The sequence below is a fragment of the Bacillus sp. FSL W7-1346 genome (assembly GCF_038593335.1).
GTDB classification, from domain to species: Bacteria; Bacillota; Bacilli; order Bacillales; family Bacillaceae; genus Bacillus; species Bacillus altitudinis.
The window spans coordinates 509,969-527,981 of sequence record NZ_CP151988.1 but is presented as its reverse complement, the minus strand read 5'-3'; the positions used below and the strand labels follow the sequence as shown (position 1 = coordinate 527,981).

Annotated in this window: 14 protein-coding genes, 1 pseudogene and 1 riboswitch; of the genes and pseudogenes, 2 read left to right on the top strand and 13 right to left on the bottom strand. The window is 40.1% G+C overall.

Annotation, left to right across the window (positions count from 1 at the left end; translation table 11 throughout):
• The first annotated feature begins 46 nt into the window (after positions 1-46).
• Together NST09_RS02510 and NST09_RS02505 are read left to right on the top strand one after the other, a co-directional pair.
• A complete protein-coding gene (locus tag NST09_RS02510) occupies positions 47-616 on the top strand; it encodes a GNAT family protein (protein ID WP_008346964.1) in 570 nt (189 codons plus the stop codon).
• A gap of 99 nt (positions 617-715) precedes the next feature.
• Positions 716-979, top strand: coding sequence for a hypothetical protein (locus NST09_RS02505; RefSeq protein WP_008346966.1), 264 nt, complete (start codon positions 716-718; stop codon positions 977-979).
• Between the two features lie 39 nt (positions 980-1,018).
• Here the strand turns inward: NST09_RS02505 and NST09_RS02500 are convergent, their stop codons facing one another.
• The 13 genes and pseudogenes from NST09_RS02500 to NST09_RS02440 all read right to left on the bottom strand — a co-directional run bounded on the left by NST09_RS02500 (position 1,019) and on the right by NST09_RS02440 (position 17,864).
• Positions 1,019-1,243: a hypothetical protein gene (locus NST09_RS02500; RefSeq protein WP_035704197.1), complete on the bottom strand. Its 225-nt coding sequence runs from the start codon at positions 1,241-1,243 to the stop codon at positions 1,019-1,021.
• Between the two features lie 191 nt (positions 1,244-1,434).
• A pseudogene (locus NST09_RS02495) lies at positions 1,435-1,880 on the bottom strand (hypothetical protein).
• A 71-nt stretch (positions 1,881-1,951) separates the two neighbouring features.
• Positions 1,952-2,134, bottom strand: a complete 183-nt coding sequence (locus NST09_RS02490; protein WP_342493317.1) for a hypothetical protein — start codon at positions 2,132-2,134, stop codon at positions 1,952-1,954.
• Between the two features lie 268 nt (positions 2,135-2,402).
• Positions 2,403-2,738 (bottom strand): hypothetical protein, encoded by a 336-nt coding sequence (locus NST09_RS02485; RefSeq protein WP_017366649.1) that lies wholly within the window; start codon positions 2,736-2,738, stop codon positions 2,403-2,405.
• Positions 2,739-2,758: 20 nt separating this feature from the next.
• On the bottom strand, positions 2,759-4,372 hold the full coding sequence (locus NST09_RS02480) for a T7SS effector LXG polymorphic toxin (RefSeq protein ID WP_342493545.1): 1,614 nt from the start codon (positions 4,370-4,372) through the stop codon (positions 2,759-2,761).
• 195 nt (positions 4,373-4,567) lie between these two features.
• Entirely contained in the window at positions 4,568-6,289 is a 1,722-nt protein-coding gene (locus NST09_RS02475) for a pyruvate oxidase (protein WP_216943195.1), read from the bottom strand.
• 70 nt (positions 6,290-6,359) lie between these two features.
• Positions 6,360-8,186 (bottom strand): APC family permease, encoded by a 1,827-nt coding sequence (locus NST09_RS02470; protein ID WP_342493316.1) that lies wholly within the window; start codon positions 8,184-8,186, stop codon positions 6,360-6,362.
• 113 nt (positions 8,187-8,299) lie between these two features.
• Positions 8,300-8,447: riboswitch (cyclic di-AMP (ydaO/yuaA leader) on the bottom strand.
• A 66-nt stretch (positions 8,448-8,513) separates the two neighbouring features.
• Complete coding sequence (locus tag NST09_RS02465) at positions 8,514-10,595, bottom strand: cellulose biosynthesis cyclic di-GMP-binding regulatory protein BcsB (RefSeq protein WP_342493315.1); 2,082 nt, start codon at positions 10,593-10,595, stop codon at positions 8,514-8,516.
• A gap of 4 nt (positions 10,596-10,599) precedes the next feature.
• Positions 10,600-11,868, bottom strand: a complete 1,269-nt coding sequence (locus tag NST09_RS02460; RefSeq protein ID WP_035390400.1) for a glycosyltransferase — start codon at positions 11,866-11,868, stop codon at positions 10,600-10,602.
• Entirely contained in the window at positions 11,861-13,576 is a 1,716-nt protein-coding gene (locus NST09_RS02455) for a DUF2334 domain-containing protein (protein ID WP_342493314.1), read from the bottom strand. Before NST09_RS02455 ends, NST09_RS02460 begins: the two co-directional genes overlap by 8 nt.
• The gene (locus NST09_RS02450; protein WP_035703799.1) at positions 13,566-14,417 is read right to left on the bottom strand and encodes a GGDEF domain-containing protein; all 852 of its coding nucleotides are present in this window, start codon (positions 14,415-14,417) and stop codon (positions 13,566-13,568) included. Before NST09_RS02450 ends, NST09_RS02455 begins: the two co-directional genes overlap by 11 nt.
• The gene (locus NST09_RS02445) at positions 14,398-15,480 is read right to left on the bottom strand and encodes a glycosyl hydrolase family 8 (RefSeq protein WP_342493313.1); all 1,083 of its coding nucleotides are present in this window, start codon (positions 15,478-15,480) and stop codon (positions 14,398-14,400) included. The genes NST09_RS02450 and NST09_RS02445 overlap by 20 nt, the downstream gene beginning before the upstream one ends.
• A 197-nt stretch (positions 15,481-15,677) precedes the next feature.
• Positions 15,678-17,864 (bottom strand): DNA topoisomerase III, encoded by a 2,187-nt coding sequence (locus tag NST09_RS02440; protein ID WP_116307442.1) that lies wholly within the window; start codon positions 17,862-17,864, stop codon positions 15,678-15,680.
• Between the last annotated feature and the right edge of the window lie 149 nt (positions 17,865-18,013).

Here is an 18,013-nt window from a genome sequence, read left to right as displayed (position 1 = left end):
TTTATATCGGGTTGTGGTAGAATTTCCCTTGAAAGGATGTGATCACATGTTTTTTTATCAGGATCAAGATCTATCCATGCGGCTACTTGAACCAAGAGACGCGAGAAGTCTGTATCTGCTCATCCAACGCTCAAGAGAACACTTACGTGAATGGATGCTATGGGTCGATTCGACGCAGACAGAAGAAGATAGCATGGCGTTTATTCAAGGTGCCATGCAACAAGCTTTGCAAAACAATGGTTTTCAGGCTGGAATCTGGTCACATGGAGAACTCGTTGGTATCATTGGCACCCACCAAATTCATTGGATTAATCGGACGGTTTCCATTGGCTATTGGCTCGGGGAAGGCTATCAAGGAAAAGGCATCATGACAAAAGCATGCAAAGCGGTCATTCACTATTTATTTGAAGAGTGCGGTCTGCACCGCATTGAAATAAGGGCCGCTGTTGATAATCAAAAAAGCAGACGCATCGCAGAGCGTTTATCTTTTTCACTTGAAGGCATATTAAGACAATGTGAATGGCTGGGCGACCACTTTGCCGATCACTGTGTGTACGCACTTTTACAGCCTGAATATATGAAACAAAAAACGAATTCGATCAATCAGCCTACTTAATTGTGTCGATTGGATGAACTATTTTACAAAGTGAAGCTTTGTAGTATCCGTTGTGATTGGCATCTGATAAAATAGAAGGAAAAAATCGAGGTATGATGTATGTCTCTTATTATTTTATTTTACTTATGGATTGTCCCTTTATTATTTGGCATTTTCTTCTCATTCCTAACAAAGAAAGCCACATACAAACGCCGCTTTGTCCCATCATATAGCATGGCAGGACTCAGCATCGTATTTCTCATTCTGGCACTCGTCTTTTCAGCCAGTCATTTTCTATTCATTTGCGGTATGTTCCTATTTGCCACAACACTTGTCGGCACAGGCATTCCGTTATTTTTAGCCTTTACCAAAACACCTTCATAAACAAAACCACCTTTTCGCTATGGAAAGGTGGTTTCTTTTTTACTGCTGAGGCATTCGATAGGTCATCGTACCATTTGGGTTTTTTTCAATTACTTTCACAATGTCTTGAAGGATCTCTGACGCTCGATCATTTGAGTCATACTTGCCGAGCGTCTTGACCCAAGAATCGCCGCCTGCGATAGACCCTTCAATCTTTTTACCGGTTACTGTGACTTCGTGAACATTAACGAAACTTTGTTCGTTTTGTGTGAAAATCCATAGCATTGGTTGATTCCCCTTTTTTGTTAATAGCTCATTTCGAATAATGCGTGTCTCGATATCTGCATATCTTACAGGGAACAGTAGTCAAGATTAATAAATTTTATCACATTTTATATATAAGCCTTCTCTGTATTTTGAGACAGATTAATATTACTCCAATTATTTCAATCATTATTCGAATTTATTTTTCCTTATTAACCATTGAATTTTTCGACGTATTTTAAATCAGATTCATCAGGCTCTGTTTTTTGCTCTACAATACTTCCGTTTTCATCGTACTTTATATAAGTCATTTTCCGACCAGCTATATATTCAGATTCATACTTTTTATTTCCATTTTCAAAAAACTCGACTTGATATCCGTCTGCAGCACTTTTATTCATATTACCTATTTTTTTCACATTTCCATTTGAGTAAAATTCAACATACTTTCCCTGCTTAACAGCTTGCTCTACATAGAAATAACTTTCAATATTTCCATTTTCATATAAATCATAGGCTAGTCCTGTAAAAAGTTTTTCTTCTCCTTCTTTAGTAAATTCTACAATTGCTAGCTCGTAGGGTCCTCCATATTCTAGAGATTTTTCAAACTCCGTACCACTTTCTATAGTTATTTTTTTGTCAGAATATCATCCATCATGTAAACTCCTTTCATTTTATAACTTTCATATTTATTATTTTAGAGCGTTCAGATAAAATATTCTGTTCGCTTTAAGCACAGAGACCCTTCATTATGCCTATTTTAATTAGGAATTTCTTAAAATCTTCAGTTTTCCAATATATCGTTGGCTTTTTTGATATATTCCAATTACCGAACTCTATATTAATCGGTGTATAAAGATCATTTTCAATATTTATAGGCTGACTGTCTTTATATTCTGTTACTCTTAACATCATCATGTCTCCTTTCAAGGCATATACACAGCTTTCTTTATTAATGGTAGTAAGCTGTCTCCACGGAGTCATCTAAAATTATTTCCCATATATCGAGTGCTTTTTCATACCAAAAACGGTAGACTGAGCTTCTTGTTATTCTTTTTGGGATCATTTTTGGCAACTTCTTTTTTAGACAATTATCTAAAGTTTTATTTCATAACAAAAAGCACTTTTTGCCTTGAATAACAATAAAGTGCTTTTTATTTTTCAGTCTCGACAATGATGTTTAATCTTCGAATATTTCCGGTATTTTCTCTCTCCAAATTAACAACAATTCTATGAATTCCTTCGTTTCAATTTTATTTTCAAGAGGTTCTTCAATCCTATAATGATGTTCAACTACTGTCTCATCTTTTTTAATATTTACACTGGTAGCATTCAATGTAATTTCAAATTTCTCATATACTCCATCTATAACATTTTGAATATATCCTATATATTCATCCACTTCTTCTATCGATGAAATATCTTGTATAAAATCTGAGAAAATACTTATTTCTTCGGGTAGTATGATTGCTAAATCACCAAATTGGTCTTCCTTAAATTCATATGGATATCTCATATAAGTTAATCACCTTCATATTATTTTTTATATAATGGATATGCTGTAGCTATTGATCCATCTTTTTTCAAATACATTTCTATTTTAATTCCTGATGATGTTATACCTTTAAATTTATTAGGACCTATCTGTTGTTTATTTTGGTAAGCTTCATCGATAGCTTTTAACACATCAATGCGGTTCCATTCCTTAGGAAAGAAACTTGATTTAGCTACTTTTTCAACTCCTTCAATTTCAACTTTAGCTCTATAAATACCGTTTTTATCAGGTAAACTTTCACTTCCTGGAATAATCTTACCACCTTGCATACTTTCATGATGATAACCAACTGCTTTTCCTCTTTTATTAATTTCACCATGATAAATGTGTTTCATCGTATGGGTATTATATTTTTCAGCACCCTTAATCCCCATTTTACCATGAAACCCCTTCGCCCCAAACGGCAAAAGCATCCCCAGCGCTGCATTCATACTCGCTTCCTGCTGTTCTTTCGAGACTTTATTTCCAAACATATCTCGACCCGTAATCGCTTCGCTGAAGCCGTTTGTTGCGGTGAGGCCATATAAGCCTTTTTGAGACGTTTTCAGGGCGTCAAAAGATTTCTGTGATGTCTTGTAAATGTCGACTGCTCTGACTGCGGCGGACGTGGCTTGAGTCGTTTTATAGACGGCTTTTCCGCCTTTGAAAATACGGCCCGCCCATCCGACAATCGGGATGTATCCTGCTGCAGCCATGCCTCCTGCGGCGACTCGCTGGCCTGCGGTGAGTTCTTCACCTGTGATCGGATCGACACCTGTTGCGGCACGTTTTGCATCGTTCACGCCTGTCAGTTCATTGACGATATTTCCTCCGTAATCAAGAGCTTTTTCATACCACGGACGGTTGGCGAGTGCTTCTTGTTCCTTTGCGATCTTGCGAGCTTCTTCTTGATCTTTTTTGATTTTCAGATATTCAGACGTTTGCTTCTCAATATCGCTTTTTGCCTTGTAGATTTCGCTATTTTGATACGCTTTCTTGTCAAAATTCATAGGTGAAATGGATTTTTCGTCATTTGTCGCATTCATCATTTCTGCGTACAATGCCATTGTAGCCTTCTCCTCAGTCTCTGACAAAGCATATTCATCTTTTAGATTTTGATCAAGTTCTATTAAATCTTTAACCGTTTTCTTCCGTTCACCTTCCGCATCTGCAATCTTTTCGTCAAAGGTTTTACTATCAAATACCTCCAGAGAAATGAGGTCGTCAATATCTTGAAAAATCATTTTGAGTGCCTTTTTTTGATCCTTCACGATGCTTTTGGCATTCTTGATTCCCATATGTACAGCGTTGTCTAAAAAGTGTTCTTCTACAAAGGTGTTGCCGCCAAAGTTTGTATCATCAAGTGTCCCAGAAACACCTTCATGAAAGGCTTTTTGTTTATCAATGAAGCTAATAAACATGTCCACATTTCCGGCGAGTTCTTTGTAGAAGCTTTTAATGTTATCGGCACCTTTTCCAGTGAAGTCGTCACCGAGATTGGCAACACCTTGAAGTGCCTTTTTTAAATCTATCATTTGTTCACGGAGTTCCTGATAGTGTTTTGCCCTTGTATCCATGGCATTGGTTAGTGCTTTTGCATCAAGTATCTTGCCCAGATTAAGCCACTCCCTCCATTATTGATCATAAAGTCTATTTTACCTTTCTCACCGAATTGGAAAAATAGGCTTTAAGTTGCAAAAAATGCAGTCTTTATATTTTTATACAGCAGAAAACAAGTGACAATTGAAATGATTTTACCCATTCAACAAAAAAAGTCAGTCTCCCTAATTGGAAGACCGACTACCTGCTGTTTAGAAAAAGCGTTTAAGGCTTTTCTTGAGTGGAGGGATATCCAGCTCACCTTTTTCAAAGAATTTTTTCAATAAATATTTACTAAAGCCTGCTGCTTGTGTGTACGTGATTTTACCAGGTAACGGTGGTTCATTGGTCACCGCAACATCAATGATCACAGGTTTATCAGATTGAAGTGCTTGATCAAAGGCTGGTGCTAGTTCTTCATGTGATGACACCGAGATTCCTTTACCACCGCATGCTTCTGCAAATTTTGCAAAATCAATATTTTCCAGCTCTATACCATAGTTGATGTTGCCTTTTACCTGTTGTTCATATTCAATCATACCAAGGTTGTTGTTGTTTAAGATCACAACGACAATTGGCAGTTTATATTTTACCGCCGTTACAAAATCTTGCATCACCATTGTGAAGCCTCCGTCACCACAGACAGCAATAGCTTGGCGGTTTGGTTCGTTTAATTTAGCTGATATTGCGCCAGGTAAACCACAGCCCATTGTGGCAAGCCAGCTGGAAATAATGAAATCCTGCTGTTTCATTTCGAAATGACGTGCCATCCATACCGTCACATTACCAACATCAACTGAAAGTATGGCATCATCATCGACCGCTTCTTCTAATCTAGCGATGACTTGCTGCGGTTTAAGCGGTGATGTGGCAATAGATTTTTCCTTATCCATTTCTTCTCGCCACTTCATCATATGCTCTGTGCAAGCTTCAAGGAAACCGCGCTGCTCTTTATATTCAATATAAGAGGTTAGTTCATGAAGACCAGTCTTACTGTCACTTACAATCCCCACTTCTACCGGATATCTTTTACCGATCTGATCCGGTTTGATATCCAATTGAATGGCAGGTGTGTCTTCCGGTAAGTAATCCCTATATGGGAAGGAGGTTCCAAGCATGATTAATAAATCGCACTCTTCCATCGCTTCATACGCAGGCTTCGTCCCGATCTGACCTAGGTTCCCTAAAAAGTATGGATGCCTGTCTGGAACAACACCTTTTGCAGGAAGTGTAATGACGATCGGTGCAGCTGCCTTTTCTGCAAACGAAAGAAGTTCTTCTTTAGCATTTCTTAATCCTTTTCCTGCTAAGATGACTGGCTTCTTCGCATTGTTAATGAGTTGAGCAGCCTTTAGCAGTTGATCTTTCTTCGGCCGCACATCTCCCTCTACATAAAGAGGTGATGTATAAACGGGACTCCGCTTAATTTTCTGAGAAAATAAATCATCTGAGACAGTGAGAACCGCCACCCCTTTATGGGTATAAGCAGCTTTGATGGCTTGATTCAATAAGTCAGGCAGAGCTTCTGCTGTCTGTACTTGCTGATTAAAGACAGCAACATCGTCAAACATCCGCTCTAATTTGATTTCTTGAAATGCATCTCTACCTACTTCAGTTGAGGCAACCTGCCCTGCTATCGCTAATACAGGTGCACCGTCCGCTTTTGCATCGTATAGTCCATTTAATAAGTGGACAGCACCTGGCCCAGCAATTGATAAACAAACTCCAAGTTTGCCTGTTAGTTTCGCATCAGCTGCTGCTGAAAGTGCTGCCACTTCTTCATGTCTTGTTTGTATAAATTGAATTTTGCTTGATTCATGCCTTAGTTCTTCGATTAATTCGTTAATACTGTCGCCGGGCATTCCATAAATATGTTTCACGCCCCACTCTTCCAGTAGCGCTGTTACTTCTTTTCCTGCGGTTCTTTGCGGCATGTGAGAAAACTCCTTTTTTCTTACTCCATACCACCGCACCCTTTTGATCAAACGTTTCAACTTGCTCTTGTTACTTTTTAAAGTGATATGGAAGAGTGGCGACAACAATATCCCGTTTCCATAATAAACGGAATCTTAATAAGAAAGCAGATTGATTATGCAAAATGGTGTGCCATCTTTTTTTCGGAATAAATTGAGGAACGAGCACCATCACTCTATATTGATGTGCATTTGCTTTCGCTTCAATCGTTTCAAGAAATTTATCAAGCGGGTGAATGAGACTTCGATAAGACGAATGTAAAATCACCAGACGCACATCACTATTCAGCTTTTCCCAATCAGCTTCAATTTTCTTGTCTTTCTCTTTATCAAACGATACATGAACCGCTATGACCTGATCTGATAAGGATTTTGCATATTGCACAGATTGTTCGACGACACGTGTGACACCTGCTATTGGGACGATGACCACATTTCCTTTGATTTCGACAAGCTCGGTTTCATTCAATAAACGTAATTGTTCTCCAACAGACAGATAATGTTTCTTAATAGAATGAAAAATAAATAGAACAATTGGCATGAAAACAAATACTGGCCATACAAGATGGAACTTGGTCAAAATGAGAATCATGAAAACCGTAAATGAAATAAGTGCTCCCACGATATTGATAGGCATTTTCACTTTCCATCCCTGTGGTTTTTCACGAATCCACTTTACACACATACCTGTCTGAGACAAGGTAAATGGAATAAACACACCGACAGCATAAAGTGGAATGAGGTGTTCCGTTTTCCCATCAAATAACCAAATAAGCAGCATAGAAGCTACACCTAAAAAGATAATACCATTAGAATAACCGAGCCGATCTCCTCTCACTGTAAACATGCGCGGCATATATTTATCTTTTGCTAAGTTGACAGCCAATAATGGAAAAGCTGAAAAGCCTGTGTTTGCCGCTAATATTAAAATTAATGCTGTGACAGCTTGAATGACATAGTAGAAAAATGTCCGTCCAAATGTGTCTGATGCAATCTGTGACACAACCGTTTCTTCTGGCTTTGGCGAGATGCCAAAACCAAACGCAAGCAATGTCACTCCTACAAATAGAACGGCCAGTAATCCCCCCATCATCAATAAAGTTCTCGCTGCATTTTGTGCAGCTGGTTTTTTAAAGGATGGAATTGTATTAGAAATCGCTTCAACACCAGTTAAAGCAGAACAGCCAGACGAAAATGCCTTTAATAAAAGAAATAACGTGATGCCTGATACATGTGTGCCAAATGCTGTATGTTCAGGTGCTGGCGGCACTTGCCCAGTTAATAGTTTAAAACCGCCCACCCCAATTAAAATGAGCAATGAAAAGACAAATAGGTACACAGGATAAGCCAAAATAGATGCCGACTCTGTCAGTCCACGAAGGTTTAACACCATAATCACTAGGACTAATACGATTGAAATCATGACATGATATGGATATAGAGCTGGAAAAGCCGATGTGATCGCATCGGTCCCAGCAGAAATGCTCACTGCTACGGTTAAAATGTAATCGACGAGTAATGATCCACCCGCAACCAGCCCTGGTTTTTCACCTAAGTTTCTGCTGGAGACGACATACGCCCCGCCGCCTTCTGGATAAGCATAAATAATCTGGCGGTAAGATAGAATTAACGCCATTAAAAGAATTAATACACAACCTGCAATCGGGAGTGAGTACCAAAACGCTGCCGCACTAACAACTGATAGAACAATCAAGATTTGTTCTGTACCGTATGCGACTGACGACAATGCGTCTGATGACAATAATGCCAAAGCTTTGATTTTTGATAGTTTTTGTTCTCCTGCTGCCTGTGATTTTAATGGTTTACCAATTAAAATACGCTTCATCAAACTGTACATGTGATGCCCGCTCCTTTAGTGTCAAACGATTTGAGTTACAAAATTTTGGATCGCCAAAAAGACACAGAGGCAATAGAATGCCCCTGTGCCTATTGTTTAGATCACAGGTTGGTCTTTGCTCTCTTTAACGCTTACGAGGTTAGCTGACGGATTCGGGCGCATGAGATTTTGCCCTACCTTAAAAGGATTCACCCCACGTGGTGTTTTATACCACCACAATTGGTTCCCCCGCTCATCGAAATGATTCAGCGATTGGTCTTTTATAAAAGAGATCATACTCCCGTTTGACACCAAAGTAAAGAGATTTTTTCAAGGTCTTTTGATCGTTTAGAACTCAGTCTTTTTACGGTTTTTTCGTACGAAATAGACAATCATCACAAGCACAAAAAGGATGAGTGCAGCGATACACGCAAAGTAAATCCAAGACTCGCTGCTGCTTTGTTTTTCACTTGTTTTCAGACTGCTCGATGTGCTACTGACGGATTGATGATTAGTAAATACGCCTTTGTTTTTACTCTCTATTGCAACTGTTGCTTTTTCTGTATTTGTTTGAAGAAATTGCATGACTTCATTTGACACGTTAGCTTCAGCTGCAGTCATTCCTGAAAAGACTGTCATTGTCTGTTCTTTATTCCAAACAGATGGCTGCGTCCATACAATTCGAGCCGTTGTTTCGTTGATCATGCCGAAAGAAGATACATCATACTGATCCTTTTTCACCGGAACAACTAGATCGGCTGCTTTTTCTTTCAGAAGAGAGAATGTTTGAATGCCTCCGATGAAAATGAGAGGGTGATTTTTCAATTGTTCATTTGTCACTTGAGAAGCTTTTATTAAATGATATTGAGCTACTTCTGGCTGACTAAAAGATTCCGTCAGCATGGCCATTTGATTGATTGTTTCACGCTTGATTTGATCTGGTATGATGATCAATGTATTTTTTGAAGTGAACGGGAGCGGCCATGCGGCTAAATCTGGCTTTTCACTCGTTGTTCCTTCTGGTATTTGTAAAGTGCTATTTTTGTCAATGAATATCCAGCCTTCTTCATCTGTATGTCTGCAGGATTCCATGTTTTTAAAACCACTTGTGACAAATTGCAAATCAATATATTCATTTTTTTGAAGTATCTTTGAATCTACTGGAATCGAGACATGATAGAATCCATTCGCATCTTTGTTGCCTAGTTTTGTTAATGGTACGTCGTGCGGTTCGTCATTGATCATAACAGTTAACCGTTCTGTTTTGCTTGCCGCTGTATCAGATTTTTTGAATGAAAGATTGAGCTTTGCACCTGATTTTTGGTGAGCCAGTAGCGCTTTCGGATAATAGTAGTGGTCGGATGCCGTCTTGTTGGTCCCAACCGTGACATCATCTCCGCCAAAATCTTTCAAACGAATCTTGTGAGATGGTTTAGACGTTTGAGCTGCAGCCTTTTGAAGCACTAGGTCTGTTCCAGTCAGTTGATCCGTTAATTCTGACTGAGTTAGAACATTGATTTTTCCAGCGATTGTCACAGGCTTTTCCGCTGTCACAAATAGAATGGGCTGTTCTGTTTTCTTTGCTGTCAAAGTTCTCATCGCTAACGTAAGATGACTGCTTTTCGTTTTAATTCCTGCAGCTTGTTCAATCGTTTTCATCCGTCCATCCCAGCTTCCTATAGCTCCCACAGCAATCGTTGGGTGAGCCACTTGCTTGATGTCCTTTTCTTGGATAAGTTTGATCTCCTTTTGGAGATCTTTGTTTTTCAACGTACGGTATACTTTGATGGCTGCTTCTAATTCAGCTGCATCCGGTGAATTAGGAATGACAATGTCTGTCTGTTCTTTCTGATCACCTGTTTGAATAAAAGGTGATGGAAAGCTATCTAATGTGAAATCTTTCGTCTTGATTCCTTTGAATGTAAGTTCACTTTCAGGATACACTTTTAGCCAATTGGCAGGTGTCTCTTGGTTGATACACACGCCTTCTTTTAAAACACCATAAAATGTGACCTGAATGCGGTGAGTACCTTTTTTCAATTGTGATTTGTTCAACTTGATTTGAATCGACTTCTTCTGGTTTTTCCCTGATACAGGGATGGTCTTTTCGATCTCTCCATCAATCATAACAGTGAATGAGGAAGGTGAAATCAATAATGGTGAAGCCTCTATATTTAACGTCAATGTGCTTGACTCTGTTTTTTCCTGATCCACTTGATAGGTAAATTCAGTGCGGTCTTCTTGTCCATATAAGGTCACTACGTCTTCTGATAGATGCTGCGTTTTTGTTTTGCTTTCTTTTGAAGAATGAATCCACTCATCTTTGACTTGAACTCGGTTGGATTGCGCCATTGCTTGACCTGCCAAGAAAAAAGGCTGGATCGCTAAGGATAATCCTAATATATAAATCAACCATTTTAACGATTTCAATATGTCACCCGCTTTTCTTTTGTTGTTGATTGTAACGCTCGGTTTTGTACCATTTCACTTCTTGTTTCAATAATCGGCTTTTCGCCTCTACACATAAGGAGTACACAACAAGCGCAATCCATACTTGGGAATAGGTAAAGTACATGAGAACGACAATGAGAATGTTTTGTTTGGTCAGCTCTGTTTTCTCTATGCTTAACGTAATCATCACTTCTGTTAAAAAGAGGAAGAAGGCTAACCCCCATAGGATGAGTGCCACAGCTCCCACAGATAAGTGAAGATCAACGAATAAGTTTACGATAAAAATGCCATTGGAGAGCAGTACACCAAAGAAAAATAGGAAATACGTAAAGAAAAAATAAAATAAATCGAAAATCATTCGTTTTCGTTTTAATTTCATAAACTGTCTTAAAAATTTGAGCACAACATATTGGTTGCCTCTAGCCCAGCGTGTTCTCTGCCGCCACCAGACTTTCCATGTTTCAGGCTCTTGTTCCCATGTAATCGCAGCAGGAAAGAACCGAATCACATAGCCCAGATTATACACACGAATCGTTAATTCAGTGTCTTCAGCTAGTGCATGGACATCCCAGCCGCCAAGCTCTTCTAAAATGTGCCGGCGGATCGCAAAGTTGGTGCCTGGTATCGTCGCAATGCCAAACCATTTCCATCTCCCGCCTTGCGCCATCCACTGGAAGCAGATCGTTTCTATGTTAATGAATTTTGTCAGGAGGTTTTTGGCTGCATTGATGACCCTGAATTTCCCGACAACAGCACCTGCTTTAGGATCATTCAATAATCCAAGAACCAAATGGTAGACGGCTTTCTTTTCAGGCATATTATCTGCATCGTATACACAAATAACGTCTCCTGTCGAAGCCTTCAAGCCTTCATTCAGTGCAGTAGATTTCCCCTTCCCTGCAAATGGTGGTTTTGTTTCAATCATATGAACATGATCGTATTGCTCACTAAATGATTGCACAATCTCCCCTGTACGATCAGAGGAATTGTCATTAATCACAATGATTTCAAGGAGGTGTTTGGGATAGGATAACTGGACCATGGCTTTTAGCGTCTGCCGAATGACTACTTCTTCATTATGTGCTGGAATGAGAATGCTGACGGTCGGCAGATCTTTCCCTTGTTTCGTCCATTTAGGCAGCACTTTTTCGTAAGTTAAATAGTGCTGAAAGCCTCCCTGCATCAGAAACATATGATATAGGAGCATGATCCAAATCAGTATTAATGATAGGTAAAATAAGATATCAGCCACCTGATTTTCTCTCCTTAAAGATCCGTTTTTTCATGGTCAGCCTTAAATACAATGTGTAAAAAGCAAATGCCACAATAAAGAGCAGCACCACCACTGTGAGTATTCGAAGCATATTTTCCATCCCGCTTCGTTTGTTTGTTTTTGGTTCAGCTATATTGGATTGCTCTATTTGAATATGTCCATTTCCTGCTGTTTTGATCTGGACATTCCGAGTTTGAACAGTCTGTTTTGTTTTCTTTAAATCTAGCCATTCACTAGAAGGGATCGCATCCATTTGTGTGATTACATCTTGCAGCCCATCTATCCCCGCTTCCACATCATAGGACAAACCAATGGCGGCGGATTGGATATGCTGCATGGATTGAATTGTCTGCTCAGTCAGTATGTTTACACCTTCTTGGTCAGACGCTGTATCTATAGACTGTTCAGGATATAAAGTCATGCCATGAAGCATGGCGGGTGTCGACAAAAACGGTGATGCACTTCTTGTTTTCCATGTACGGTCTGAGAGCTGCACCTGTCCAAATAGACTGGACACATGGCGGGAAATCACTTCATAGCCTTGCAGGGATATGGCGTCATTCGGCACTTCAAATGCAAGTGGATATAACCCCTGCTGCGTGAGCAGTTCAATGCCTTTTGTCAGCTTTTCTTCTGTATAGATGGCTTCTTGATGTTGATTGGATTTGATATACGCATTAAAATCTTTTTCATTTGGAAAAAAGCTTTTGTTCAGCTGCTGATCAGCTTTCTCTGGTTCATTTGACGTAACGGGCTGATCGTACTTTACATCCCAGAATTCAAAACCTTTACCCGACTCCTCCGTTCGATACGTACGGCTAAACCCATGAAGAACGACACTAGCTCCATTGCTTTGCAATTGTGTTAACACGTGGACAAGTTTAGGCCGGTCACTCAGCGTCACTTCATCCCCTGTTGCTGGATCAATCCATATAGGGGTCACCGCCAGCAGAAAAGGGATATGGCGAGCTGTTACGTATCGTCCAAGTTCAAGTAACTTCTTCTCATCCGTGACGGGGTTAATCTTCCCAATCTGTAAGTACTTTGTCGTCGTTTGATTAGAAGCCGGCAGGAGACTTTCCAGCACCTCTGCAAGCAGCTTGTCGTGCTGAAGGATATTTAGCATTCCGACATATGCCGCACCTTCTTTTGTTTGAATCACAAATGGCTGTTCAGCTTGATTTTTCTTCAATAAGAATTTACGTTGCAGATCTGTCCCTTGAACTGTCTGAGCTGTGATTCCTCTCTCTAGCTGACGGTATTCTTGATCATCAGTATCTTTGATTTGACTGATGTGATCTTGTTTGTGAAAAGTAAGCTTGGAGAATGGGCGAAGCTGTTCCGCATTGTATCCAATTGCAATTAAGCGTTTTGATTCGTTTATGAGACGAATGGTTTGTGCTTTCAACGTTCTCTTTTCTTCACCTATATAGATAACTTGCTGAAAGTTATTGAGGTTCTTTTCAGTTATTTGTTCATCAGATAAAATGGTCGTTCGTGTGGAAAAATGCCCCACAAGTACATCAAGCATATGAACAGATGGAGTTGCCTCACCTGATTGTGTGGAATAGACGATGAGGGTCCTGGACTCTTTCTCAAGTGCACCGGCTGATGTACTGTCTTTGATCAAAAGCATAGAGAAAAGAACGATTAACAAACAACATTTCGTCAAAACATTAAAGTTCATTCATCATCATCTCGTTTTCTAGTTCTTCTAAAAATTGCTCTGGTGTCCGATAGTCCGAGCTGCTTGTTAAATGACAGACATGAAAAGTTAAGGTCACTTCACGACCATTTAGCAGGACATGCGTTTGCAGTTTGTCCTTTAGCTTTTCAAGAACGATCGAGACGTTTTCTGCAGGTGTGTGAGTGAGCAGCAGCCCGATTCGTTCTTCGGATAATCGAAATTTCTTATCCGTTTCTCTCACACTTTCGCGTATCTTCATACTGAGTTGCTGGAAAAGATGCTGCATTTCTTTTTCTCCATATAATGTTTTGAATTCAGCTGAGTAGTGCATATGAAGAAGGATAAAGACGAATGGCTGTTTGTATCGTTCTGCTCGTTTCATTTCCTCAGATAACTCGAGCCTCATCCGCTCTGCATTGTCAAATCCTGTGGTTGAGTCAATCGCTACAAATTGTTTGATGGCCCTCTTTTGTTGGTCAATGGTGTAACGCATCGTTTTTATTCGCTCATGCACGTTTCCAGCAGAAATAGCAAAAAAGAGAAGCGCCACGCCCCATATCACGACATCTTGCAACGTTTGATTAGAAAAGAGTGAATTTGTGTGACCGAGCTCTGTAAAGAACATCCCGCTTCCTATAAAGAACAAAATCAACAAAGTAAAAACCAATGCTGGCAAAATACCAAATAAAATACCGCATCCTATCACGACAAATGTGAGTGTGATGATCATGACACTCTCCGCATCACGTCCATTCAAGTAGCCCATAAATAAAATGAGTCCCGCAAACGTGAGGAGCAGCGTATAATACGTGCGATAGGTGTTACTGAATAACCTTTTCATTTAGAAGCTCCCTTTCTGCAATTAGAGGCAATAAATTATCAAATGAGTGTGTATCTTTTTCGTTCATATAGCCTCCGTAATAAGGCTTGAGAGGATCTTGGATTTGCAGCTCTTTCATTCGGTGATAGACGTCTTTTGCAAAATCATCTTCTCCTTGTTTGAGTGCATATAAGATCACCAGTGCATAGACTGAAGGCGATTCATACGTCACTGCTGGCTGTAATGTGCTCAGTTTATATCGTCCATACAGTTTTCCTTCCTTTTGGAAGTTGGTTTTCAGCCATTTCATGATGACTGTTGTATCAACCTGTGCACGTTCGGCATAAAGAGCCGTATAAAGCTGGTCGATCAAGTTGATTTCCTGATCAAATGAGTAGACTTTCTTCGCTATGTCATAGGATTTTGGAAAAAATCCTTTTTGTCTCGGTGCATTTTGTAGAATGGCCAATTGGTTGTTCATCATTTGTTCTGTGAATAGGTGGAGGGATACTAGTTCTTTGATTGCTTTTGGGTCAAGATATGAAAGTGTGATTGTGTGTGAAGTTTGCTTTGTCGATGCATCATAATAGTCGGTCAACATACCCTTGAACATGTTTTTGTCTTTTAACGCTTTTGCGATTTTTTTAGCTGTGGTTTGATACACTGACTTCTGCCACAATTGATCTGCTTTTTGAAGCGCTGTTACTACACGTAAGTCATCAACTAAAGCATTGACTTGGCTTTTTTGATGAGATTCGATTTGCCAGCTAAGAAGATCATGTTCCAGTAAGAATTGAGTGCGCAGGACGTCTACCTGTTGATCAAAAGATGTTTGATCTTTTTTTCTAACAAGATAATCCATCCAAAGTCCGAGCGATTCTGATAAGTAAGTAGGCTGTTCCGCAAGCGAGGTTCGAATCATGCCTTGGTCTGTCATTAAGTGGTGAGTCATAAAGTACTCTCCTGACAATACTGGCTTTGCAGTTTCTGGTTGAGCTGAATGTTGCTGCTGTTTCCAGGTACATCCGCCTAGTAGAATGACAATGAGTATAGCGATAGCTGTACGATATATGGGTGTATCCATTCGTGTCCCCTTTCAATCCTTATTCTCTCTAAGCATCTAACGATTTATTATAGAGCGTTTCTGTTTAAATGAAAATAAATATTTTATACCAAATTACGAGTCTTTTCGCTTACATATTCCCATTTACAGAAAAACAACATGTCAAAATACTCGAACAAACAAAAAACCCATGCGAATTCACATGGGTTTTTACACAACTATTGATCTAATTTTAGTTTCTTCAATTGTTCTGCAAGTGCGTTATTGATTGGTTCTTCCACTTTCTTTTGTTTTTTCATATATTTAGACACATCGTGCTTACTGGCTCGTTTTTGATTGGATTGTGATTTGCGTTTTTCGAAAACAGACAGTTTCTCTCTATGACCACAAACACAGGCAAATATTTTGCCATCACCTTCTCCTCGTAGCTCAAGCTTTTTATGACAGTTCGGGCAGCGTGCATTTGTTTTCTTTGCCACATTTTTTCGATGTCCACATTCTCTATCCTGACAAACAAGCATGGTACCGTTTTTCCCGTTCACTTTTAACATGAGTTTTCCGCAGTCAGGGCAATGTGTGCCTGTCATGTTGTCATGCTTAAAGGTTTGGTTCGTTTGTTTGATTTCAGATACGGCTTGTTTTGCATATGACTTCATTTCACTCATGAATTGAGAAGCTTTCAATTGGCCTTTCGCAATTTTAGAAAGCTTTTGTTCCCATTCCGCTGTTAACGCAGGTGACTTTAAATCTTCAGGTACTAAAGAAAGCAGCTGCTTCCCTTTCGATGTGATGAAGATGTCTTTGCCTTTTTTCTCAATTAAGAAGCTGTTAAACAGTTTCTCAATGATATCAGCTCGAGTTGCCACTGTCCCCAATCCACCCGTTTCGCCAAGGGTTTTCACTAAGTCTTTTTCCTTGTTCTCCATAAATGCAGACGGGTTCTCCATGGCAGATAAAAGGGTCGCTTCGTTAAAACGAGCAGGAGGTTTCGTTTCGCCTTTTGTCTCTTTTAATTGGCGTACGTCAAGTGACTGCCCCTCTGTTAATGCCGGCAAGTGCTGATCTGCTTCAGCTGATTCCTCGTCTTCATAGGAATCATCGTACACGGCTTTCCAGCCGGCTGATTGCACAATTTTTCCTTTCGCTGTGAATGTCTCACTGCCGATCTTGGCGATCACTGTGGTTTCCTCATATTCAAAAGGGGTCATCAGTACAGCGAGGAATCGCTTGGCAATCAGGTCATATAATTTACGCTCTTTATCACTTAATGCACCCGGATACAGCTCTTCCTCGGTTGGAATGATCGCATGGTGATCTGACACTTTGGCATCGTTGACAAAACCTTTATGTGCTTTAATGCCTGATTGTAGAATGCGATTCACATGCTGCGCGTAAGGTCTAACGTTCATTCCTTTGAGTCGATCTTTTAATGTGGGAACGATATCTGCCGAAATAAAACGTGAATCTGTACGCGGGTACGTCACAAGCTTATGCTGTTCATACAGACGCTGAAGTGTAGACAGTGTTTCTTTTGCTGAAAAACCGTAGCGTTTATGGGCATCACGCTGCAATTCTGTCAGGTCATACAATCCTGGAGCAAAGGCTTTTTTCGCTGTTTTTTTCAGTGCATCAATCACTGCAGGTTTTCCTTTACAGGCTGCCAAGCGCTCCGTCACTACATCCTCTTGGAATGTACGGTTTTGTTTGGTCTTTGCATCCTGCCAAGTCAGCGTCAGTCCGTCTACTTGTGCCGTCAGCCCAAAGAACGACTTCGGCTGGAATTGCTGAATGTCTTCCTCTCGCTTGGCGATCATAGCAATCGTTGGCGTTTGCACACGTCCACAGGATAACTGCGCATTGAACTTCGTTGTCAGCGCTCTTGTTGCGTTGATTCCTACAATCCAGTCTGCCTCTGCACGCGCAACCGCCGAGCGATACAGGTTATCATACTCTCTGCCGTCTTTTAATCGTTTGAACCCTTCTTGAATGGCTTTGTCTGTAACAGACGAAATCCATAAACGTTTTAGAGGCTTTTTCACATGGGCTTTTTCAAGAATCCACCTTGCCACAAGCTCCCCTTCACGTCCAGCATCTGTTGCGATGACAATGTCTTTTACATCTTTTCTCGCCAGCTGCGCTTTGACCGCTTGAAACTGTTTCCCTGTCTTTTTCATCACGACAAGCTTGAGTGGTTCTGGAATAATTGGTAAATCCTCTAGACGCCAGGATTGAAATTCTTTCCCGTAGCCTTCTGGATCAGCCAGTGTCACCAAGTGGCCAAGCGCCCACGTGACAATGTATTGATCTCCTTCTAAGAAACCATTTCCTTTTTTATGACACTTCAGCACACGTGCAAGGTCACGTCCTACCGAAGGTTTCTCTGCTAATACAACTGTTTTTGACACTAGATTTCACATCTCTTTCTTCTATCCATCCTTTTATTATAGCAGACGTGGAGATGCGGTTCTAATGACAGAACATAAAGCTGAAATACTAGTGTAAAGACAACACACTTGAAATAGAGACATATCTACACTGAAACGTATTCAGAAAG

Bases quoted from the DNA above. Each gene is read 5' to 3' on its own strand.
- NST09_RS02510 (WP_008346964.1), top strand. From the start codon at position 47: ATGTTTTTTTATCAGGATCAAGATCTATCCATGCGGCTACTTGAACCA.
- NST09_RS02505 (WP_008346966.1), top strand. From the start codon at position 716: ATGTCTCTTATTATTTTATTTTACTTATGGATTGTCCCTTTATTATTT.
- NST09_RS02500 (WP_035704197.1), bottom strand. From the start codon at position 1,243: ATGCTATGGATTTTCACACAAAACGAACAAAGTTTCGTTAATGTTCAC.
- NST09_RS02490 (WP_342493317.1), bottom strand. From the start codon at position 2,134: ATGTTAAGAGTAACAGAATATAAAGACAGTCAGCCTATAAATATTGAA.
- NST09_RS02485 (WP_017366649.1), bottom strand. From the start codon at position 2,738: ATGAGATATCCATATGAATTTAAGGAAGACCAATTTGGTGATTTAGCA.
- NST09_RS02475 (WP_216943195.1), bottom strand. From the start codon at position 6,289: ATGCCGCAAAGAACCGCAGGAAAAGAAGTAACAGCGCTACTGGAAGAG.
- NST09_RS02470 (WP_342493316.1), bottom strand. From the start codon at position 8,186: ATGTACAGTTTGATGAAGCGTATTTTAATTGGTAAACCATTAAAATCA.
- NST09_RS02455 (WP_342493314.1), bottom strand. From the start codon at position 13,576: ATGAACTTTAATGTTTTGACGAAATGTTGTTTGTTAATCGTTCTTTTC.
- NST09_RS02450 (WP_035703799.1), bottom strand. From the start codon at position 14,417: ATGAAAAGGTTATTCAGTAACACCTATCGCACGTATTATACGCTGCTC.
- NST09_RS02445 (WP_342493313.1), bottom strand. From the start codon at position 15,480: ATGGATACACCCATATATCGTACAGCTATCGCTATACTCATTGTCATT.